At 47.9% G+C, this 17,253-nt stretch carries 15 protein-coding genes; 11 read left to right on the top strand and 4 right to left on the bottom strand.

Annotation, left to right across the window (positions count from 1 at the left end):
* The first annotated feature begins 7 nt into the window (after window positions 1-7).
* Window positions 8-1,891, top strand: coding sequence for a M1 family metallopeptidase (locus tag P2W84_RS10910; RefSeq protein ID WP_276090170.1), 1,884 nt, complete (start codon window positions 8-10; stop codon window positions 1,889-1,891).
* Between the two features lie 135 nt (window positions 1,892-2,026).
* On the top strand, window positions 2,027-2,218 hold the full coding sequence (locus tag P2W84_RS10905) for a hypothetical protein (protein WP_276090169.1): 192 nt from the start codon (window positions 2,027-2,029) through the stop codon (window positions 2,216-2,218).
* Between the two features lie 2 nt (window positions 2,219-2,220).
* Here the strand turns inward: P2W84_RS10905 and P2W84_RS10900 are convergent, their stop codons facing one another.
* Complete coding sequence (locus P2W84_RS10900; protein WP_276090168.1) at window positions 2,221-3,069, bottom strand: DMT family transporter; 849 nt, start codon at window positions 3,067-3,069, stop codon at window positions 2,221-2,223.
* Window positions 3,070-3,165: 96 nt separating this feature from the next.
* Here P2W84_RS10900 and P2W84_RS10895 point away from each other — a divergent pair, with 96 nt between their 5' ends.
* On the top strand, window positions 3,166-3,858 hold the full coding sequence (locus P2W84_RS10895) for a pseudouridine synthase (RefSeq protein ID WP_276090167.1): 693 nt from the start codon (window positions 3,166-3,168) through the stop codon (window positions 3,856-3,858).
* Here P2W84_RS10895 and P2W84_RS10890 read toward each other — a convergent pair.
* Window positions 3,848-4,678 (bottom strand): S1-like domain-containing RNA-binding protein, encoded by an 831-nt coding sequence (locus P2W84_RS10890; RefSeq protein ID WP_276090166.1) that lies wholly within the window; start codon window positions 4,676-4,678, stop codon window positions 3,848-3,850. The genes P2W84_RS10895 and P2W84_RS10890 overlap by 11 nt on opposite strands.
* Window positions 4,679-4,746: 68 nt before the next feature.
* The gene (locus P2W84_RS10885; RefSeq protein ID WP_276090165.1) at window positions 4,747-5,478 is read right to left on the bottom strand and encodes a DNA-formamidopyrimidine glycosylase family protein; all 732 of its coding nucleotides are present in this window, start codon (window positions 5,476-5,478) and stop codon (window positions 4,747-4,749) included.
* 227 nt (window positions 5,479-5,705) lie between these two features.
* Here P2W84_RS10885 and P2W84_RS10880 point away from each other — a divergent pair, with 227 nt between their 5' ends.
* The 8 genes from P2W84_RS10880 (at window position 5,706) to P2W84_RS10845 (ending at window position 16,948) form a co-directional block, all read left to right on the top strand.
* Window positions 5,706-6,953, top strand: coding sequence for an HlyD family efflux transporter periplasmic adaptor subunit (locus P2W84_RS10880; protein WP_276090164.1), 1,248 nt, complete (start codon window positions 5,706-5,708; stop codon window positions 6,951-6,953).
* Between the two features lie 2 nt (window positions 6,954-6,955).
* Window positions 6,956-8,437, top strand: a complete 1,482-nt coding sequence (locus tag P2W84_RS10875) for a TolC family protein (RefSeq protein WP_276090163.1) — start codon at window positions 6,956-6,958, stop codon at window positions 8,435-8,437.
* A 9-nt stretch (window positions 8,438-8,446) separates the two neighbouring features.
* Entirely contained in the window at window positions 8,447-9,112 is a 666-nt protein-coding gene (locus P2W84_RS10870) for an ABC transporter ATP-binding protein (RefSeq protein ID WP_276090162.1), read from the top strand.
* 20 nt (window positions 9,113-9,132) lie between these two features.
* The gene (locus P2W84_RS10865; RefSeq protein WP_276090161.1) at window positions 9,133-10,407 is read left to right on the top strand and encodes an ABC transporter permease; all 1,275 of its coding nucleotides are present in this window, start codon (window positions 9,133-9,135) and stop codon (window positions 10,405-10,407) included.
* A gap of 19 nt (window positions 10,408-10,426) precedes the next feature.
* Window positions 10,427-11,614 carry an ABC transporter permease gene (locus P2W84_RS10860; RefSeq protein ID WP_276090160.1) on the top strand — a complete coding sequence of 396 codons (1,188 nt, stop codon included), beginning with the start codon at window positions 10,427-10,429 and terminating at the stop codon, window positions 11,612-11,614.
* 18 nt (window positions 11,615-11,632) lie between these two features.
* Window positions 11,633-13,009 (top strand): sigma-54 dependent transcriptional regulator, encoded by a 1,377-nt coding sequence (locus P2W84_RS10855; RefSeq protein WP_276090159.1) that lies wholly within the window; start codon window positions 11,633-11,635, stop codon window positions 13,007-13,009.
* Window positions 13,006-14,268: an ATP-binding protein gene (locus P2W84_RS10850; RefSeq protein WP_276090158.1), complete on the top strand. Its 1,263-nt coding sequence runs from the start codon at window positions 13,006-13,008 to the stop codon at window positions 14,266-14,268. Before P2W84_RS10855 ends, P2W84_RS10850 begins: the two co-directional genes overlap by 4 nt.
* Before the next feature lie 118 nt (window positions 14,269-14,386).
* A complete protein-coding gene (locus P2W84_RS10845; RefSeq protein ID WP_276090157.1) occupies window positions 14,387-16,948 on the top strand; it encodes a DUF5686 and carboxypeptidase-like regulatory domain-containing protein in 2,562 nt (853 codons plus the stop codon).
* On the opposite strand, the gene P2W84_RS10840 is transcribed toward P2W84_RS10845, so the two are convergent.
* Entirely contained in the window at window positions 16,949-17,209 is a 261-nt protein-coding gene (locus P2W84_RS10840; RefSeq protein WP_276090156.1) for a hypothetical protein, read from the bottom strand.
* Between the last annotated feature and the right edge of the window lie 44 nt (window positions 17,210-17,253).

Here is a 17,253-nt window from a genome sequence, read left to right as displayed (position 1 = left end):
ATAAATAATGAAAAGCTTTTTATTCTTATCAGTGATATTGCTGATGTTTTCCTGTAATGGCAAAAAGGAACCGGTTAAAACGATCATCAGTGCGCCGGTACGTGATCCCCATTCTTTTGCACGACCGGAAGAGGCCGTTGCCAAGCACCTTACATTGGCCATTAATGTTGATTTTAAACGGAAGGAAATCTCTGGACGTGCTTCCTGGAAAATCAGGAATATATCGGGGGGAAATCAGATCGTTTTCGACAATAGCGGACTCTATATTGCACGCATTACGCTTGGCCGGGAGGAAAAAGAAACCACTTTTGAGCTTGGCGATTCTGTAAAGTTCCTGGGACGCGCCCTGAAAGTTAATATCAGACCAGAAACCGACCAGGTAAATATTTACTATACAACGGGAAAGGATGCAGCAGCCTTACAATGGCTCGAACCTCAGCAGACTTCGGGAAAAAAGAACCCTTATCTGTTTACACAATCTGAAAGTATCGCGGCACGGAGCTGGATACCCTGTCAGGACAGTCCCGGAATCAGGTTTACCTACGATGCCCAGGTTACGGTACCTTCACAACTGCTCGCGCTGATGAGTGCGGAAAACCCAAAGGCGAAGAACCCGCAGGGTATTTATCAGTTCAGACAGAAACACGCAATACCTGCATACCTTCTGGCCCTTGCAGTGGGTGATATCACCTTCAGACCGGTTGACCAGCGTACGGGTATTTATGCGGAGCCTCAGTTGCTGGGTAAGGCTGCCCATGAATTTGCCGACCTGGGCAAAATGGTTCACGCTGCAGAGGGCCTGTACGGTCCATACCGCTGGGGCAGGTATGATCTGCTGATCCTTCCGCCAAGTTTCCCTTTTGGCGGAATGGAAAATCCCAATCTCAGTTTTATTACTCCTACCATTATTGCGGGCGACCGTTCATTGGTCAGCATCATTTGTCACGAACTTGCCCATAGCTGGAGCGGAAACCTCGTTACCAACGCCACCTGGAATGATTTCTGGCTGAACGAGGGTTTTACCAATTACTTTGAACGCCGTATCGACGAGTTGCTGTATGGACGGGAGGAGGCTGAAATGCAGGAGGAGTTCGGTAAGCAGGCATTGCTGGCTGCCGTAAAGGAGATGGGACCAGGTCATAAGGACACCCGGCTCAAGGCGGATTATACCGGACGCAGTGCTGACGATGGTACCAATGATATTGCCTATGAAAAAGGCTACTTTTTTCTGAAGACCATTGAGCATTTTACGGGACGTGACCGGTTTGACCGCTTTCTGAGGGATTATTTTGACAGCCATGCGTTCCAATCGGTATCCACTGAGGATTTTGTCAGTTATCTTAATACGAACCTTATCAGCGGAGATACGGATCTGGCCGGAAAGATCAATGTGCGTGAATGGGTGTATGGTACGGGTATTCCGGGGAACATCGTTTATCCCGACGGTTTGTGGAATGACGGAAAGGGGAAATTTGCCGTCATCCAGCGCATGGCTGCTGAATATGCGGCGAACAGGCTGAGGGACCCGGCTGCATTGAAAGAAGAAGTGAAAAGCAGCAATGAAAAACGCTTCTTTATCAGTCAGCTGCCCGGGACGCTGACCAGTACTCAAATGGCCGGTCTGGACACGGTGTTCGGTTTTACACGTTCTCACAATACAGATATCCAGCTGGCCTGGTACCTGCTTGCCATCCGGAAAGGTTATTCGCAGGCTGATCCGAATATCCGGGATTACCTGATCGGAAACGGCAGGATGTGGCACATTATACCTTTATACAAAGCGATGATGAACACTCCGGCAGGCCTGAAGAAGGCAAGGGACATTTATAAGGCAGCAAGACCCAATTATCATCCAATGACCTACAAGGCCATTGACGCATTTCTGCTTTAGTTTCCGGCCGACAGTATATTTTTTTTTCTGAACTGCTGTAGCAAAACCGGTCCAGCCTGCGTCTAACGTTAAATCGAGTAAACACCAGATTGACAGACTATGGAAACCAGCAAGCTAAACGACTCACAGTTTTTAATGGTAAATCGCACTGACATCCAGCAGATAGAGGCACTTTCAAAGTTATTTCCAAGACTCACGAGCATGATCATGAATAATACGGATAAAAACCTGGTGCTTAATTTCCGGGATGAAAGGCGGAGATCACTGATCGTCATGATTGTATCCGGGGAAGATACCGCGGGGCAAGAGGTTTCGATGGCCAGTTAGCGCTAATCTGTCTTACTTTTGGTCAGCGTAGCACCTGCACTTGCGGTTACAACGAGCAGGACCGCAGTCCATTCGTTGAGTCGGAGGTGTTCATGCAGAAAGATCATGCCGCATATGGCTGCCACCGCAGGTTCAAGGCTCATCAGGATGCTGAAAGTTCTGGCTGGTATGTGCTTAAGTGCGTCGATTTCCAGTGTGAAAGGAATGGCACTGCACAATAATGCAAGTGCGATACCCGGGATGATCATGCCTGAGCTGAAATTTATAAAACCACCGCCTGCAATTCCGAAGGGCAGCACGGTCAGTGTAGCGAAAAGCATACCTACAGTTACGGCATTGCCACCGTCAAGTACTTTCGATACTCTTTTTCCCAATACGATATAAGCTGCCCAGAAAGCTCCTGCAAGCAGCGCCATGGCTGCTCCGAAAACATCTATATTTTGTTCATGCCATGGAGCGATAAGGGCGATACCTGCTCCTGCGAGCAGGATCCAGAGGAACTCAACCACACGCCTCGACCCGCTGACTGCCAGCAAAAGAGGCCCGATAAATTCCAGTGTTACGGCCAGGCCAAGCGGCACCCTTGCGAGTGCCAGGTAGAATACACCGTTCATCGCACCAAGCACGAGTCCGTACGGGATTACAGCCTTACACTGTTCTGAACTGAATTTGGTAACCGAAGGCCGGTTGACTGCGAGCAGGATGAGTGCTGAAAGACCGATTCTGATGGAAGCTGTCGCTGCCGGACCCAATGCAGGAAACAATCCCTTTGCAATGGCCGCACCGGCCTGAACGCTGAGGATAGCCAGCAGTACGGCGAGAAAAGGAGGAATGTTCAACTTAGTTTTCATTAAATAAGGGCCGTTTTTAAATATTAAAAGACAGCAAAAGTACAGTTTTCGGAGTATCTTCGCGGTCAGTATAACGTTAAATCATTTAAGCGGAACATGCTTGAAATTATTTACCAGGATGATCACCTGGTCGCCATCAATAAACCGCACGGACTCCTGGTCCACCGATCTTCCATTGCCGGTGATGCAAAGGAGTTTGCATTACAGATGCTCCGTGATCAGGTTGGCAGGCATGTCAGCCCGGTGCACCGGCTGGACAGGAAGACAGGTGGGTTATTGCTGTTTGCATTTGATAAAGGCACCGAGACGGCCATGCAGCAGCAGTTCATGAACGGGGAAGTCAAGAAAAGATACCTGGCTGTATTGCGGGGGCACACGCCTGACCAGGGTGAGATTGATTATGCGCTGGCGAAGGAAAACGGCACTTTGCAGGAGGCCTTTACCAGCTATGTCACCTTGAGAAGGGCAGAACTGAATGTTCCGCTTGGAAAGTATGTAACTTCCAGGTATTCTCTCGTGGAAGCGACACCGGCTACCGGCCGCATGCACCAGCTCAGGAGACACTTCGCTCATATCTTTCATCCGATCATCGGCGACCGGCCGCATGGCTGCAATAAACAGAACCGTTTGTTTAAGGAGCGTTGGGAAATGGATACTATGCTGCTCCATGCTTCAGGTCTCGGGTTTACACACCCGGTAACGGGTGAGGTGCTGAGGCTGGAGGCAGGGGTGCAGGAAGCGTTCAGGAGGGTATACGGGATTATGGGCTGGGATGACCTTAAGGATTGATCCTGATCTCATGGTCACCCACTGTGATGAGCCGTTCTTTATACAGGCTGCCGATGACTTTCTTGAATGCGCTCTTGCTGAGCTTGAACCGCTCATAAATGTCTTCGGGCTTACTTTTATCTCCGAGTGCGATTGTGCCGCCAGAATTTTTAAGCGCTTGATAGATGAACTCCTTATTGTCGAGGATGTGTCCATAGCCCATCGGCTGCAGGCTCAGGTCTATCTTTCCGCCTACCCGGATCCTTTTGATCCATCCCTTTCTCTGTTCGCCGGGGTTCAGCGAATCAAATAATTCGTTGTTGTAAAGCAATCCGATATACCGGTTGTCTATGATGGCGTTATAGCCCATGTCGGAACGGTCGGCAATCAGCAGGCTGACTTCATCGCCCTCTTCCAGATCGATATCGTCCTCTTCAACGAAATTCAGCAGTTTGGAAGATGCGGTCATCCGGCCGGTCTTTTCGTCCAGATAAACATATACAACATGGCTGTCTCCTTTGAACATAGGGCGTTTTTGCTCCCTGGCCGGTACAAAAATATCTTTTTCAAGTCCGATATCAAGAAACGCACCGGTCTCATTATCGGCTACAACAGTTAAAAAGGCGAAATCTCCTACGCAGGCTTTGGGGTGCTGAGTCGTCGCTTTTAATGTTCCGTTCTTATCTATATAAACAAATACATGAATGTTATCTCCTGTGTTTACATCCGATGGTAAGCCTGCCGTGTCCAGCACAGCCTCATCTTCACCGTCTGTAAGGATATATCCTACGTCTGTTTTCCTCACGATCCGGAGATCATTGTATTGTCCTGTTGCTATCATCGTGCCGCTGGCACGGGAGTAAAGTCTGTGGTCCCGTACAGGGACAAAGGTAAACAACTGGGCTAAACTCAGGAATAGCGTTTCTGAATCTTTTCGATGAAATAGCTGTGGCGTCTGGTCTTGCCGGTATCTTTCCTGGTCACTGTTCCCCCGTTTGTCTTGCCCGTCTTCTGTTCGTAAACTTCAAAGTGTCTGGAAAGTTCTTTGTTCCGTTTCCATTTCAGGAAGTCAAAGCTGTATTTTCTGGCTTCACTGATAATACTTTTAAGCCTGGCTTTCGGAATGTAAGAAATGATACTTTCGGGATGGACTTTGCAGCGGTAAAGCACTTCATTTTTAATGATATTACCCACCCCTGCGAAGATGTTCTGGTCCAGCAAAAGGTCACAGATCATCGCGGTGGGTTTTGCTTCTATTTTTTTTAACGCTTTGTCAGGTTTCCAGTGTTCGCTCATCACATCCGATTCCCAGTCATAGATTTCATCAAGTGGCTGCTCAATCAGTTTTGCGGTGCAGACATAGAAATTAAGGTCTTCATTACTGAAATGCAGTGCAAGCTTGGGGTTGATCCTTTTTTTCTCATTGATGGTGTAGCTGCCAAAGAGGCCGAAATGGATCTTCAGGGTAAAATCGCTGCAGCAGATCAGAAAATGCTTTCCCCAGCTCCTGATGTCCGTGATTTTCCTTCCCGACAGTTTATCCATATCCAGTTTGCCATAACCACTGGCTTCCAGTATGGTTTTGTGTTTAAGGTGTTGTGTGGCTTCTTTCAGCAGAACAATGGATGGACCTTCCGGCATGGCTTTTTTGTGATGACAACAAATCTGCCCATCTATTGTTCTGCCGGACTGCATTACCGGAACAAGTGACTGCCTGAAAATGCCCGGAATCGAACAGAAAGTTTGGTTTCGGACATTCCTGTATTTGGTGTTTTTATTTAATGTGTTGATTTTCAGTGTATTTTGAGTGGCACTGCGCTTGTAATTACCCTTGCCAAGACCAATATACCACACATAATCCTACAAACATGGACAGACCGCTAGAAGACCGTGTCATTTCCCGGAAGAAAAGAAAACGTATTGCACTCATTACCGTTATTGCGGTGGTACTCCTGCTGTCAGCATTCCTGATGCGGGGCATGATCGCACCATCGGTGAGTAAGTCGGCATTAATCGTGGCGGTAGCTGAAACCGGGGATATAGAAAACACCATTAATGCAGCAGGTGAGGTATTGCCAGAATTTGAAGAACTGCTGGCCAGTCCGATCAGCGCCATGCTCAGAGAAGTGAAACGCAATGCCGGTACGACGGTAAAGCCCGGGCAGTCGATCATTACGCTGGATAAATCAGCAGCGCAGAATGAACTGGATAAACTCGGTTTCCAAATAGAATCCAGGGAGAACGAGATCCGGAAACTAAAGCTGGACCTGGAAAAAAGCTTTTACGACATCAAGTCTAACAACAGCATCAAGGAACTGCGGATCGGCAATTACAAAGATGCGGTAGCGAGCGCGGAGCGACTCTACAGGGCCGGGGGTGGTACGAGGGAGGACATCGAGCAGGCTGAGCTGAACCTCAAAGTAGCAGGCCTGGAAAAGCAGCAGCTCGAAAATGAGATCAGGAGCAAGCAGCAGACCATGAAGATCGAGATCAGGGAAGCGGAGCTTGCCCTGGCTGTACAGAAAAGTGATTATACTGCGCTTCAGCGCAAACTGGCGCAGGCCGATATTGTTCCGGTGCGCAGCGGAGTGATTACATGGGTGAACCGCAATATCGGCGCGAGTGTGAAAGAGGGCGAGACGCTGGCCCGTATTGCCGATCTGAGCAGTTATAAGATTTCCGGCAGCATTGCCGATAACCAGGTAGAGCTGCTGAACAACCAGATGCCCGCAATTATCCGGCTCAATGATCTGCAACTGAGGGGGACCGTCAGTAATATTTCGCCGGCAGTCAATAATTCCATCGCATCTTTCGACATCCAATTAGAGCAGAAGGACAATAAGCTCCTGCGTCCGAATATGAAGGTGGATGTTTACCTGATAACGGAAAGGAAGCGCAAGGTATTGCGTGTTGCCAATGGCCCTGCTTTTAAAGGGGCGAAGCAGCAGTTTGTTTTTGTGCTGAAGGGCAACAAGGCTGTCCGAAGGGAAGTGGAAATCGGGCTTAGCAATTTTGACTATGTGGAGGTCATCAGCGGGATACAGCCAGGAGAGCGGGTAGTGGTCTCCAATATGGAGAAATATGAGTATGCTGAGGCGGTAAATATTAAAGACTGATTATGAAAGCGCCAAAATTCAGTACTTTAGTGTTTGTCGTCTTGTTAGTCTGGCCATATGCCATTCTTCAGGCCAGACAGGCAGATACGCTTCAGTTAAACCTCAGGGAAGTCGTAACGCAGGCTAAAGAAAACTCCATAGCGGCAAAGCAGGCCTATACGGTCAGGGAAACCAAATACTGGGAGTGGCGTACCTTTAAATCGAATTACCAGCCCCAGCTGGCATTGAGCGGTACCCTGCCGGGTTACAACAAGACTTATGCCCAGGTATTGCAGCCCAACGGCACTGTGCTTTTCCAGCCGGTCAGGAATGATAATTCTTCGCTGCGGCTTGATTTCAAGCAGGGTATAGCCGCTACGGGCGGTACGATTTACGGCACCACGGAATTACAGCGTTTCAGTGATTTTGACCGGCATTCTGTATTGTATAACGGTACGCCTTACGGGATCGGTTACAGCCAGCCCCTTCTTCAGTTCAATTCGTTAAAATGGGACCGCAGGATTGAACCGCTCAAATACAACGAGAGCCGGCAGGCTTATATTGAGGCGCAGGAAAAGATCGCGATTACCGTTACCGGTTATTTCTTCGACCTGCTGCTGGCCCAGGTGAACCTCCAGATCGCCGAGAACAATTACACCAATACGACCAATATACTCGGCATCGCCAAAACCAAATTCGACCTGGGCAAGATCGCCAGGAACGAGATCCTTCAGTTGCAGCTGGAAAATCTGAATGCCCGGAAGGCCGTGGGCACGGCCATGCGTGACGTGGAAATTGCAACGCTGAACCTGAAAAGCTATGCAGGCATTGACGGCAGCCAAAGGATAAAGTTGCAAATGCCCGGGCTGGCTGGCGATTTTACGGTGCCAGCGGAACGGGTCTTGTCTGAGGCCTTTGAAAACCGGTCCGATGCTGTTGCCTTTCAGCGCAGGATGGCGGAAGCCAGCAGGGATGTGGCGAAGGCTAAAGGAGCAAACGGCCTGGTGGCCACTTTGAATGCCAACCTGGGGTTTTCCAATGCAGGCAGCCGCATCCCGGATGTTTACCATGCACCGAAGAGCCAGCAGTCTGTTGCACTCCAGCTTTCGATACCTGTACTGGACTGGGGCCGTTCTAAATCCAGGATCAAGACAGCCCAGGCTAACGAGCAATTGACCAGATATGAGGTAGAGCAGGACAAGCAGATCTTTACCCAGCAGATTGTGACCCAGGTGACCTTGTTCAATATGATGAAGGAACAGACCGGGCTCTCGGCCAGGGCCGACAGCATCGCCTCTGAAAAATACAACATTGCCAGGGAACGCTATGTACTGGGTAACCTGAGCATTACTGAACTCAGTATTGCCTTCCAGGAAAACGACCGGGCCAAAAGAGATTATATCGCTGCGCTGCGCGATTTCTGGGGCGCTTATTACCAGTTGCGTTACCTTTCACTCTACGATTTTGAAAGAAACGAAAAGATAAAATATGAAGAAAATCACTAAATATACATTATGATACAATTACAAAATATTGAGAAGGTGTATCGCACAGACACTGTAGAGACCCTGGCCGTTAACGGCATTAACCTCAACGTTGCTAAAGGGGAATTCCTTTCTATCATGGGTCCTTCGGGTTGCGGTAAAAGCACCCTGCTTAACATCATGGGACTTCTCGATGAACCTTCTTCAGGTAGCGTCAGTATTGACGGACAGGATACCAGCCGGTTTAAAGACAGGCAGCTGGCCCATTTCCGCAACGAGAAGCTGGGTTTTATTTTCCAGAGCTATCATCTGATCAACGACCTGCAGGTGCTGGACAATGTGGAACTTCCGTTACTCTACCGCAATGCTTCCTCTACTGAGCGCAGGCGTCTTTCTGAAGAGGCACTGGCTAAGGTGGGGTTGAGCAACCGGATGAAGCATTTCCCAAGCCAGCTCAGCGGTGGCCAGCGCCAGCGTGTGGCCATTGCCAGGGCGATCGTGGGCAGGCCGCAGATCATCCTTGCCGATGAACCTACGGGTAATCTCGACAGTGCCATGGGGAATGAGATCATGGATATCCTGATGAGCCTGAATGAAAAGGAGGGCACCACCATTGTGATGGTCACGCACGATGAACATATGGCCGGCAAGACACACCGGCTGGTGCGTTTGTTTGATGGTTCACAGGTTCAGTAGAAAGCTTTAATAATACAGATATGTTAAAGAATTACTTTAAAATAGCCCTGGCTGTGCTGAAACGCCGGAAGTTCTTTACCTTCATCAGCCTGTTCGGCATCAGCTTTACGCTTACTATCCTGATGGTGACCACTGCGCTTATTGATAAGGTACTTAGTCCAGCCTATCCCGATTACAGACGTGACCGTTCCCTGTATATTTCCAAGGCATCCCTGCTGAATACGAAGGAAGGTTGGTATAATGGCAGTTCGGTATCTTTCCGGTTTCTGAATGACTACGTGGCGAAAATGAAAACGCCTGAAAAGGTGGGGATATTCACTTTTTCGTCATCGGCCAATGCTTATGTGAACAATAAAAAGCTGGTGATTGAATATAAATACACCAATGCCCCTTTCTGGGAAATTGCCGAGTTCGATTTTCTGGAAGGTAAGCCTTACAATGAGCAGCAGGTTCAGCAGGCCGCAAGAGTCGCTGTGATTACCGACCGCACAGCCACGAAATATTTTGGGAGGGCCGAAGGAGTGACCGGGAAGTATATCGAACTGGATAATGTAAATTACCGGGTATCAGGTGTTGTGAAGGGTATCCCCAGAAGTAACCGGAATTTCTACGGTGAAATCTATCTCCCTTACAGTGTCTCCAAAAACTTTAACGGTATGGCAGGTACGACAGGAGTTCGAGATCTTTCGGTGCAGGACAGGTTTATCGGAAAATATGGTGCCGTGTTGCTGGCCAGGTCGGAAGCTGATGTTCCTGCCATGCGGGCGGAATATGCGCAATTGCTGAAAAAGGTCTTTAAGCCACAAACAGAGTATGATAAGCTGTACATCCATGCGGAATCGATAGTCGAGGGACTGGCCAGGAATATCTTTGGCAATAATGAGGAGACAGGTATTGTGCGGATGTTTACTTTCGCTGCTCTGCTGGTGTTTCTGTTTTTGTTGCTTCCAACCATTAACCTGGTCAATATCAACATCACCCGGATCATGGAACGCTCTTCAGAGATCGGTGTTCGCAAGGCATTTGGTGCTTCTTCGCGTACGCTGGTTTACCAGTTCCTGATCGAAAACATCATACTTACCCTTTTGGGTGGCCTGATCGGTCTTGTACTATCTTCGATTGCTATCTACATGTTTAACCAAGCAGATATTCTTCCGGACCTGAATCTTGCTCTGAACCTGAAGGTGCTGGTCTTCGGTTTGCTGCTTTGCCTGGTCTTTGGATTTCTGTCAGGAGTGTATCCAGCCTGGCGTATGTCGAGGATGAATGTTGTATATGCCTTAAAGGCCAAGTAATACTATTAAAAACGTCATTATGCTTAAGCATTTATTTAAACTCATCTGGAATAAAAGGAAACAAAATGTGCTGTTTCTTTCGGAAATACTGGTTTCGTTCGCGGTCATTTTTGCGGTGATGTCGATGCTGGTCAATTACTATCTCAATTACAGTAAGCCGTCGGGCATTGAATATGAGCGAGTCTGGTCGGTCAGTTACCGGAATCCGCTGAAAACCGAGAACAGGGATTCGCTCAGTCTATTTTATGAAAATATCAGGCGGGCATTGAAGGCAATGCCGCAGGTAAGAGAGGTCACTTATTCAAGTGCGAACTTCCCATATTCGGGAAGCGTATCAACCACTGGCTTTTCGTATAAAGGTAACAACCTGAACCCCATCAATACCTATATGGTAGAAGATGATTATCAGAAGGTTCTTGGGATGAAATTAGTAGAAGGCAGATGGTTCAATTCGGACCAGGACAGATTGAATGCAGTTAAGCCAATGGTAATCAATACCTCGCTTAAAAGAGCAATGTTCGGTGATGATGCTGCGGCCGGTAAAACGGTGCAGGCGGACGATGAAAAGGAGCGTTGGAAGATCATAGGCGTAGTGGAGGATGTGAAAGCGGACGGGGATTATCGTCCGACAGGCCCCGCATTTTACAGAAAGATTGATACCGCTTCGTTCAGCTGGCTCGGCAATCTGCTGATTAAAGTAGGGCCAGATGCGGATGCGGCATTCGAAAGTAAAATGAGTAAGTTGCTGTCAAGTATGATGCAAAACACCGATCTGGAAATCAGGCATATGGATGAAATGCGGGATTCAAAAAACGGTGAAACCATAATTCCGGTGATCATTTTTATGACGGTGGCCGGATTTCTGATCTTCAATGTGGCGCTTGGCCTGTTTGGTGTGCTTTGGTACAACATCAGCCAGCGCCGTGCGGAGATCGGCCTGCGGATGGCAATCGGGGCCTCTTCAGGTTCAATATCCGGACAGCTGGTCAGTGAGTCGCTGCTGCTGGCCTCATTGTCACTGGTCGTCGGTACTTTTTTTGCCATACAGTTCCCGCTTCTTAGTGTGTTTAACGTTCCCGCAGGGGTTTATCTGATCGCGTTGCTGCTTTCGATACTTTTTATTTACCTGCTGGTTATCTTCTGTGCATTTTATCCGGGACGTCAGGCGGCAGCCATTCATCCGGCAATCGCCTTGCATGAAGAATAATCTGCCTTATATTTGGATATGATACTGATTGCAGATGACGATATCGCCGTAAGGACCTCTTTATCCCTGTTGCTGGAAGATGCCGGGCATAGGGTACTTACGGCGGATACTGCCGGGGATGCCCTGGAAATCGTAAAACAGCAGGTGCCGAGGCTCATCCTCCTCGACCTGAATTTCTCTATGGACACTTCCGGTGAAGAAGGCATGCGGCTGCTCAGGGATATTCGTGAACTGAGCCCGTCAGTGCCGGTGATCCTGATCACCGGGTGGGCCAGTATCTCGCTGGCCGTACAGGGCATGAAGCTGGGTGCGAACGATTTCATCAATAAGCCCTGGACCAATGAACATCTGCTGCAGTCGGTCAATACACTGCTTAAACTGCAGGATACAAAGCATGATACAGGTACCAGGGCTGAACTTGACAGCAAATACAGGTTCAGACAGATCATTACCGAAGACCCTGCCATGCTGAACATCCTGGAAACGATCGGCAGGATTGCCGCTACGGACGCATCAGTGCTGATCCTGGGTGAAAGCGGCACCGGGAAGGAACTGATCGCTGAAGCTATACATGAAAACAGCCACAGAGCGGGCAGACCCTTTGTAAAGGTGAATCTCGGAGGCGTTTCTTCCGCTCTGTTTGAAAGCGAAATGTTCGGTCATGTACGGGGGGCTTTTACCGATGCACGCTTTGACCGGCCTGGCCGTTTTGAAATGGCGGGTAAGGGTACGATCTTTCTTGACGAGATCGGTGAACTGGAGCCGGGTAGCCAGGTTAAGCTGCTGCGTGTGCTTCAGGACCGTACCTATGAGGTGCTGGGCAGCAGCAAGAGCCGTACGATAGATGTCAGGGTGGTCTGTGCTACCAACAAAAACTTGTTCGAGATGGTTGGCAAAGGCACCTTTCGGGAGGATTTGCTGTACCGCATTAACCTGATCACCATTCAATTGCCACCATTACGGGAACGCAAGAGCGACATACCTATCCTGGTTGATTTCTTTGTGAGCAACCTCCGTGAGATCTATGCGCGACCAGGTTTGTCCGTTTCATCCGCAGCGATGAAGTGGCTGCAGCAGCTTGAACTCCCGGGCAATATCCGGCAGCTTAAAAACCTGGTCGAGCGTACCGTACTGCTCAGTAGCAATAATGAACTGATTCCCGATGACTTCAAGGTCCATCTGGAAATACCAGCTTCTAAAAAGTCTTCAAACCAGCTTCCCGGAGTAGGTAGCATCACGCTGGAGGAAATGGAGATCGGAATGGTCAAACAGGCGATGGCGTATCATAACCATAAGATCAGTAAAGCTGCGGCTTCTCTGGGCATCACCAGAAACGCGCTTTACCGCCGGCTGGAAAAATACAGGATTCCCTTTAACGATAATGAACCGGAATGAGGCTCAGGACGAAATATGTCTTGTTTGTTACAGTCATCCACATAGTGCTCCTGGTACTGAGTTATTTCATCCTGGAGAAGAACGTAGTTTACTTTATCCTTACGGAAGTCTTTGTGATCGTTTCTGTACTGGTATCTTTAAGTCTCTACCGACAGCTGATCGAACCGATCAATCAGCTGCGCAAAGGGATCAATGCGATAAGGGACCGTGATTTCAATACCCGGTTCCTGCCAACCGGAAAACAAGAAACTGATGCACTCATTGAAGTTTATAATCAGATGATGGATGCGCTTCGTGAGGAAAGGACCAAACAAGAGGCTCAGCATTTTTTCCTGGAGAAGCTGATACAGACATCGCCTACGGGTATTGTCATACTTGATTACGACCAGCAACTCCGTCAGGTCAACCCTAAGGCAAGGGAAATACTGGGCACTGAAACGGCAGGCTTTGTTGCCGATGTGACCGGACTGAGGCCGGGAACCTCCCGTATCATGCGTATTGGTGGTTTCCATACCTATAAAGTTCAGAAATCGAATTTTATTGACCGGGGATTTCCCAGGTTTTTTATTATGATCGAAGAACTGACTAACGAATTGGTGCAGGCAGAAAAGAATGCCTATGGCAAGGTGATCCGCATGATGGCCCATGAAGTGAACAATACGGTCGGGCCGGTCAATTCGATCATCAGCCTGGCGCTGGGCAATAAGGAGATCTGGAATGTTCCCGGCAGGGAGGCGCTCAGAAACGCATTGCAGGTTGCAGCAGACCGAAACCACAACCTGAACCAGTTCATGCGCAATTTTGCGGACCTGGTGAAACTGTCGCCGGTGAGGAAGCAAAATACCGATATGGTTGCTTTGATCAGGTCTGTCGCTTCGTTTATGCAGGTCAAGGCTGATTCACAGCAAACGCGGCTTCTCTTAAAATTACCGGAAAGGCCTTATCATGTCTCCGCCGATTCTCAGCAAATGGAACAGGTGATGATCAATATTGTCAAAAATGCACTGGAAGCTGTCGGAGAGGCGGGGGAGATCCGTATTCTGCTCAAACCAGAACAGCACAGTCTGTCCGTCACCGATAACGGAAAGGGTATTCCTGATGCGATCAGCGAACAGCTTTTCAGTCCGTTCTTCAGTACCAAAAGAGACGGACAGGGGATAGGACTTACCCTTGTGCGCGAGATACTGCTCAACCATGGCTTTGATTTCTCTCTAAAGACCAAACAATCAGGACTCACCGAGTTCATTATCAACTTTTAACGATATCCGTTTTTCATTTTGATGTCATAACATTTACACCAGGTCTTTAATTGACTTTTGTACTGTAAAATTCAAAAGTTGAGTATTACCTTTGACTGGTTTTTTAGGTTAATATCAGATGAAACGTCAATCTTTCATTTTTTTTATAGCATTTACACCATTCCTGTTTATGCTGTCCGGCCTGCCATCATTTGCTCAGCAGACCAGGATCAGTGGAACGGTAACCGATGCAGCCAGTAAAGAGTCCGTTCCGTATGTGTCTTATGTATTGCTACCGGGTGGTAAAGGAGGCAAGACCGATATAGATGGTAAGTATACTATTGATATCAATAGTAATGATAACCAGATCAGGTTCACCTATGTGGGTTATAAGACCCAGGTCAAGCCCATTAAGCCAGGAGTTTCACAGGTTATCAATATTCAGTTACAGGATGAGGCTATGCAGATGAACGAAGTCGTCATCAGAGGTACGAGAAAAGCGCCTTACCGTAATCGGGAAAATCCCGCTGTCGCACTTATCCGTAAGGTAATCGCCAATAAATCAAAGAACAGGGCCGAACATTACGATCAGGTCACTTATCAGAAGTATGAGCGGATGTTGTTCTCTATGAGCAATCTTTCCGATCAGTTCCGTAATAAAAAAATGTTCAGGAATTACCAGTTTTTATTTCAGGAGCAGGATTCTGATAAAATCGGGGGAAAAACGACGCTGCCGGTATTCCAGCAGGAAAAAATATCTGACTACTATTATAATAAACATCCGGAAAAGACAAAAAAGATACTTATAGCAGATAAAAAAGTCAATTTTGATGAACGCTTTATCGACAACCAGGGCGTTAGTGCCTATTTCGACCGGATGTACCAGGATATTGATATTTATGACAATAACATTTCTGTGGTCAGCAACCAGTTGTTGAGCCCGATCGCTGATGCTGCACCTGCTTTTTATAAATTCTTCATCACGGATACGGTTAAGGACCACCAGCCTCAGCTCGTGGAACTTTCCTTTACTCCACGTAACAAAACTGACCTTTTATTTGAAGGGAAACTGTATGTGACACTGGATAGTAACTACGCGGTGCAGAATGCTTATCTGGGTGTGAACAAAGACATTAACCTTAATTTTGTGCGTGCACTGGAGGCGAAGCTGGATTTTGAGCGTAACCCTGACAGCAGGTATCACCTCAGCAAGAGCAACCTGATTGTGGATTTCGGCCTCAGTAAGAAAGGCGGTACTGGTTTCACCGGGGAAAGGACAGTGGCCTACCAGAACTACAGGATCAACCAGCCGGCACCCGATTCAGTCTTCCGTGATTCAAGGTTATCTGCAGTACCCGGTGCTACGGGACGTTCAGAGGAGTTCTGGGCAAGTAACCGTCCCCAGGCGCTCACTGCTGCTCAGCAAAATGTTTACGTACATATCGACAGCCTGCAGACGATTCCTTCATTCAAGCGGACAATGGATGTTGTGACGCTTTTCTTTGCCGGTTACAAAGACTTCGGCCCTTTTGAGATGGGGCCTGTCAATACCTTTTACAGTTTCAACAATGTAGAAGGGTTCAGGTTGCGCCTGGGTGGACGGACAACGACGGCGTTAAGTAAAAGATATTATTTTGAGACTTATGCAGCCTATGGTTTTACCGACCAGAAATGGAAGTATTTCCTGAGCGGTACCTGGTCGCTCAATAACAAATCTATTTATGCGTTTCCACAGAACTATGTAAGGGCAAGTTTCCAGCGTGACACCAAGATACCCGGACAGGAACTCCAGTTTGTACAGGAAGACAATTTCCTGTTGTCCTTCAAACGGGGTGAGGCCAATATGATGCTGTACAATGATTTTTACCGGCTCGATTACGTGCATGAATTTGAAAACCATTTTTCTTACAGCCTGGGACTCCGTAAATGGAAACAGTCGCCAGCAGGAAATCTTTACTTCAATAATTCTCCTGCAGATCTCTTCAGCCGGTTAGACCACCTCAATACCACAGAAGCTACGCTTCAGCTCCGTTATGCACCCAATGAGAAGTTTTACCAGACCAAGCTTTACCGTACACCGCTGGTTGGTCCTTACCCAATCTTTAACCTGCGTTATACTGCCGGTTTAAAAGGTGTGCTTGGAGGAGACTACAGTTACCATAATCTTTTGGGCAGCATAGATAAGCGCTTTTATCTCTCACAGCTGGGATATGCTGATGTTACGCTGGAAGGCGGTTATATTTTTGGACGGGCACCGTTTCCCTTGCTGGACATTCACCGGGCTAACCAAACCTATGCTTACCAGCTGAATTCTTATAACCTCATGAATTTTATGGAATTCGTCAGTGACCACTATGCGAGTATCCGCATTGATCACAGTTTCAATGGTTTCTTTTTCAATAAAATCCCGTTGCTGCGGGAACTTAAGCTCCGCGAAGTATTTTCTGTAAAAGCACTGTACGGAGGGTTGCGGGATGAGAATAACCCAACCTTTAATACATCTACTTTACAGTTTGTCAGAAATGCAGATGGTATAGCTGTAACCAATTCCCTGGACAGGGAGCCTTATATAGAGGGCAGTGTAGGGGTCAGCAATATCTTTAAGGTACTGCGTGTTGATGCCGTAAGGCGGTTCACTTATCTGAACCTGCCCAATGTATCGGAATGGGGCATAAGGGCCAGGATCAAGTTTGATTTTTAGTTATTCCTCTCTGGAGAGGTTTTCCTCGGGATTTGAGGCCTTAGGGTGGTTCTGCGCCATGTTGTCTTCATATTCTCCCAGGTCTCTGGTGTCCGGCAAGCCTGTTAACTTATCAGGATCGTCTGACTGGTCGCCGCTGCCCCTCGACCGGGAAAATGCCTCTGCGTTCTCATCGGCTGCGGTATTACCATGTTTTTCAGGTTCAAGATTTTCGTCCAGTCTCTTATTCCAGTCCTCCAATCCTTTGTTTTGGTTGTTCATATCAGATAGTTTTGTATCTTAAACAGGAAATACAGCTAATTGTT

This window comes from Pedobacter sp. JY14-1 (genome assembly GCF_029269825.1).
In the GTDB taxonomy this organism is placed as follows: domain Bacteria; phylum Bacteroidota; class Bacteroidia; order Sphingobacteriales; family Sphingobacteriaceae; genus Pedobacter.
The sequence above is the reverse complement of the archived record's forward strand: the minus strand, read 5'-3'. Positions and strand labels throughout refer to the sequence as shown.

What these genes read in the sequence shown, in the direction of transcription:
- P2W84_RS10845 (WP_276090157.1), top strand. Translation starts at nt 14,387, where the DNA reads ATGAAACGTCAATCTTTCATTTTTTTTATAGCATTTACACCATTCCTG.
- P2W84_RS10895 (WP_276090167.1), top strand. Translation starts at nt 3,166, where the DNA reads ATGCTTGAAATTATTTACCAGGATGATCACCTGGTCGCCATCAATAAA.
- P2W84_RS10875 (WP_276090163.1), top strand. Translation starts at nt 6,956, where the DNA reads ATGAAAGCGCCAAAATTCAGTACTTTAGTGTTTGTCGTCTTGTTAGTC.
- P2W84_RS10870 (WP_276090162.1), top strand. Translation starts at nt 8,447, where the DNA reads ATGATACAATTACAAAATATTGAGAAGGTGTATCGCACAGACACTGTA.
- P2W84_RS10840 (WP_276090156.1), bottom strand. Translation starts at nt 17,209, where the DNA reads ATGAACAACCAAAACAAAGGATTGGAGGACTGGAATAAGAGACTGGAC.
- P2W84_RS10910 (WP_276090170.1), top strand. Translation starts at nt 8, where the DNA reads ATGAAAAGCTTTTTATTCTTATCAGTGATATTGCTGATGTTTTCCTGT.
- P2W84_RS10890 (WP_276090166.1), bottom strand. Translation starts at nt 4,678, where the DNA reads ATGATAGCAACAGGACAATACAATGATCTCCGGATCGTGAGGAAAACA.
- P2W84_RS10905 (WP_276090169.1), top strand. Translation starts at nt 2,027, where the DNA reads ATGGTAAATCGCACTGACATCCAGCAGATAGAGGCACTTTCAAAGTTA.
- P2W84_RS10885 (WP_276090165.1), bottom strand. Translation starts at nt 5,478, where the DNA reads ATGCCGGAAGGTCCATCCATTGTTCTGCTGAAAGAAGCCACACAACAC.
- P2W84_RS10900 (WP_276090168.1), bottom strand. Translation starts at nt 3,069, where the DNA reads ATGAAAACTAAGTTGAACATTCCTCCTTTTCTCGCCGTACTGCTGGCT.
- P2W84_RS10865 (WP_276090161.1), top strand. Translation starts at nt 9,133, where the DNA reads ATGTTAAAGAATTACTTTAAAATAGCCCTGGCTGTGCTGAAACGCCGG.
- P2W84_RS10880 (WP_276090164.1), top strand. Translation starts at nt 5,706, where the DNA reads ATGGACAGACCGCTAGAAGACCGTGTCATTTCCCGGAAGAAAAGAAAA.
- P2W84_RS10850 (WP_276090158.1), top strand. Translation starts at nt 13,006, where the DNA reads ATGAGGCTCAGGACGAAATATGTCTTGTTTGTTACAGTCATCCACATA.
- P2W84_RS10855 (WP_276090159.1), top strand. Translation starts at nt 11,633, where the DNA reads ATGATACTGATTGCAGATGACGATATCGCCGTAAGGACCTCTTTATCC.
- P2W84_RS10860 (WP_276090160.1), top strand. Translation starts at nt 10,427, where the DNA reads ATGCTTAAGCATTTATTTAAACTCATCTGGAATAAAAGGAAACAAAAT.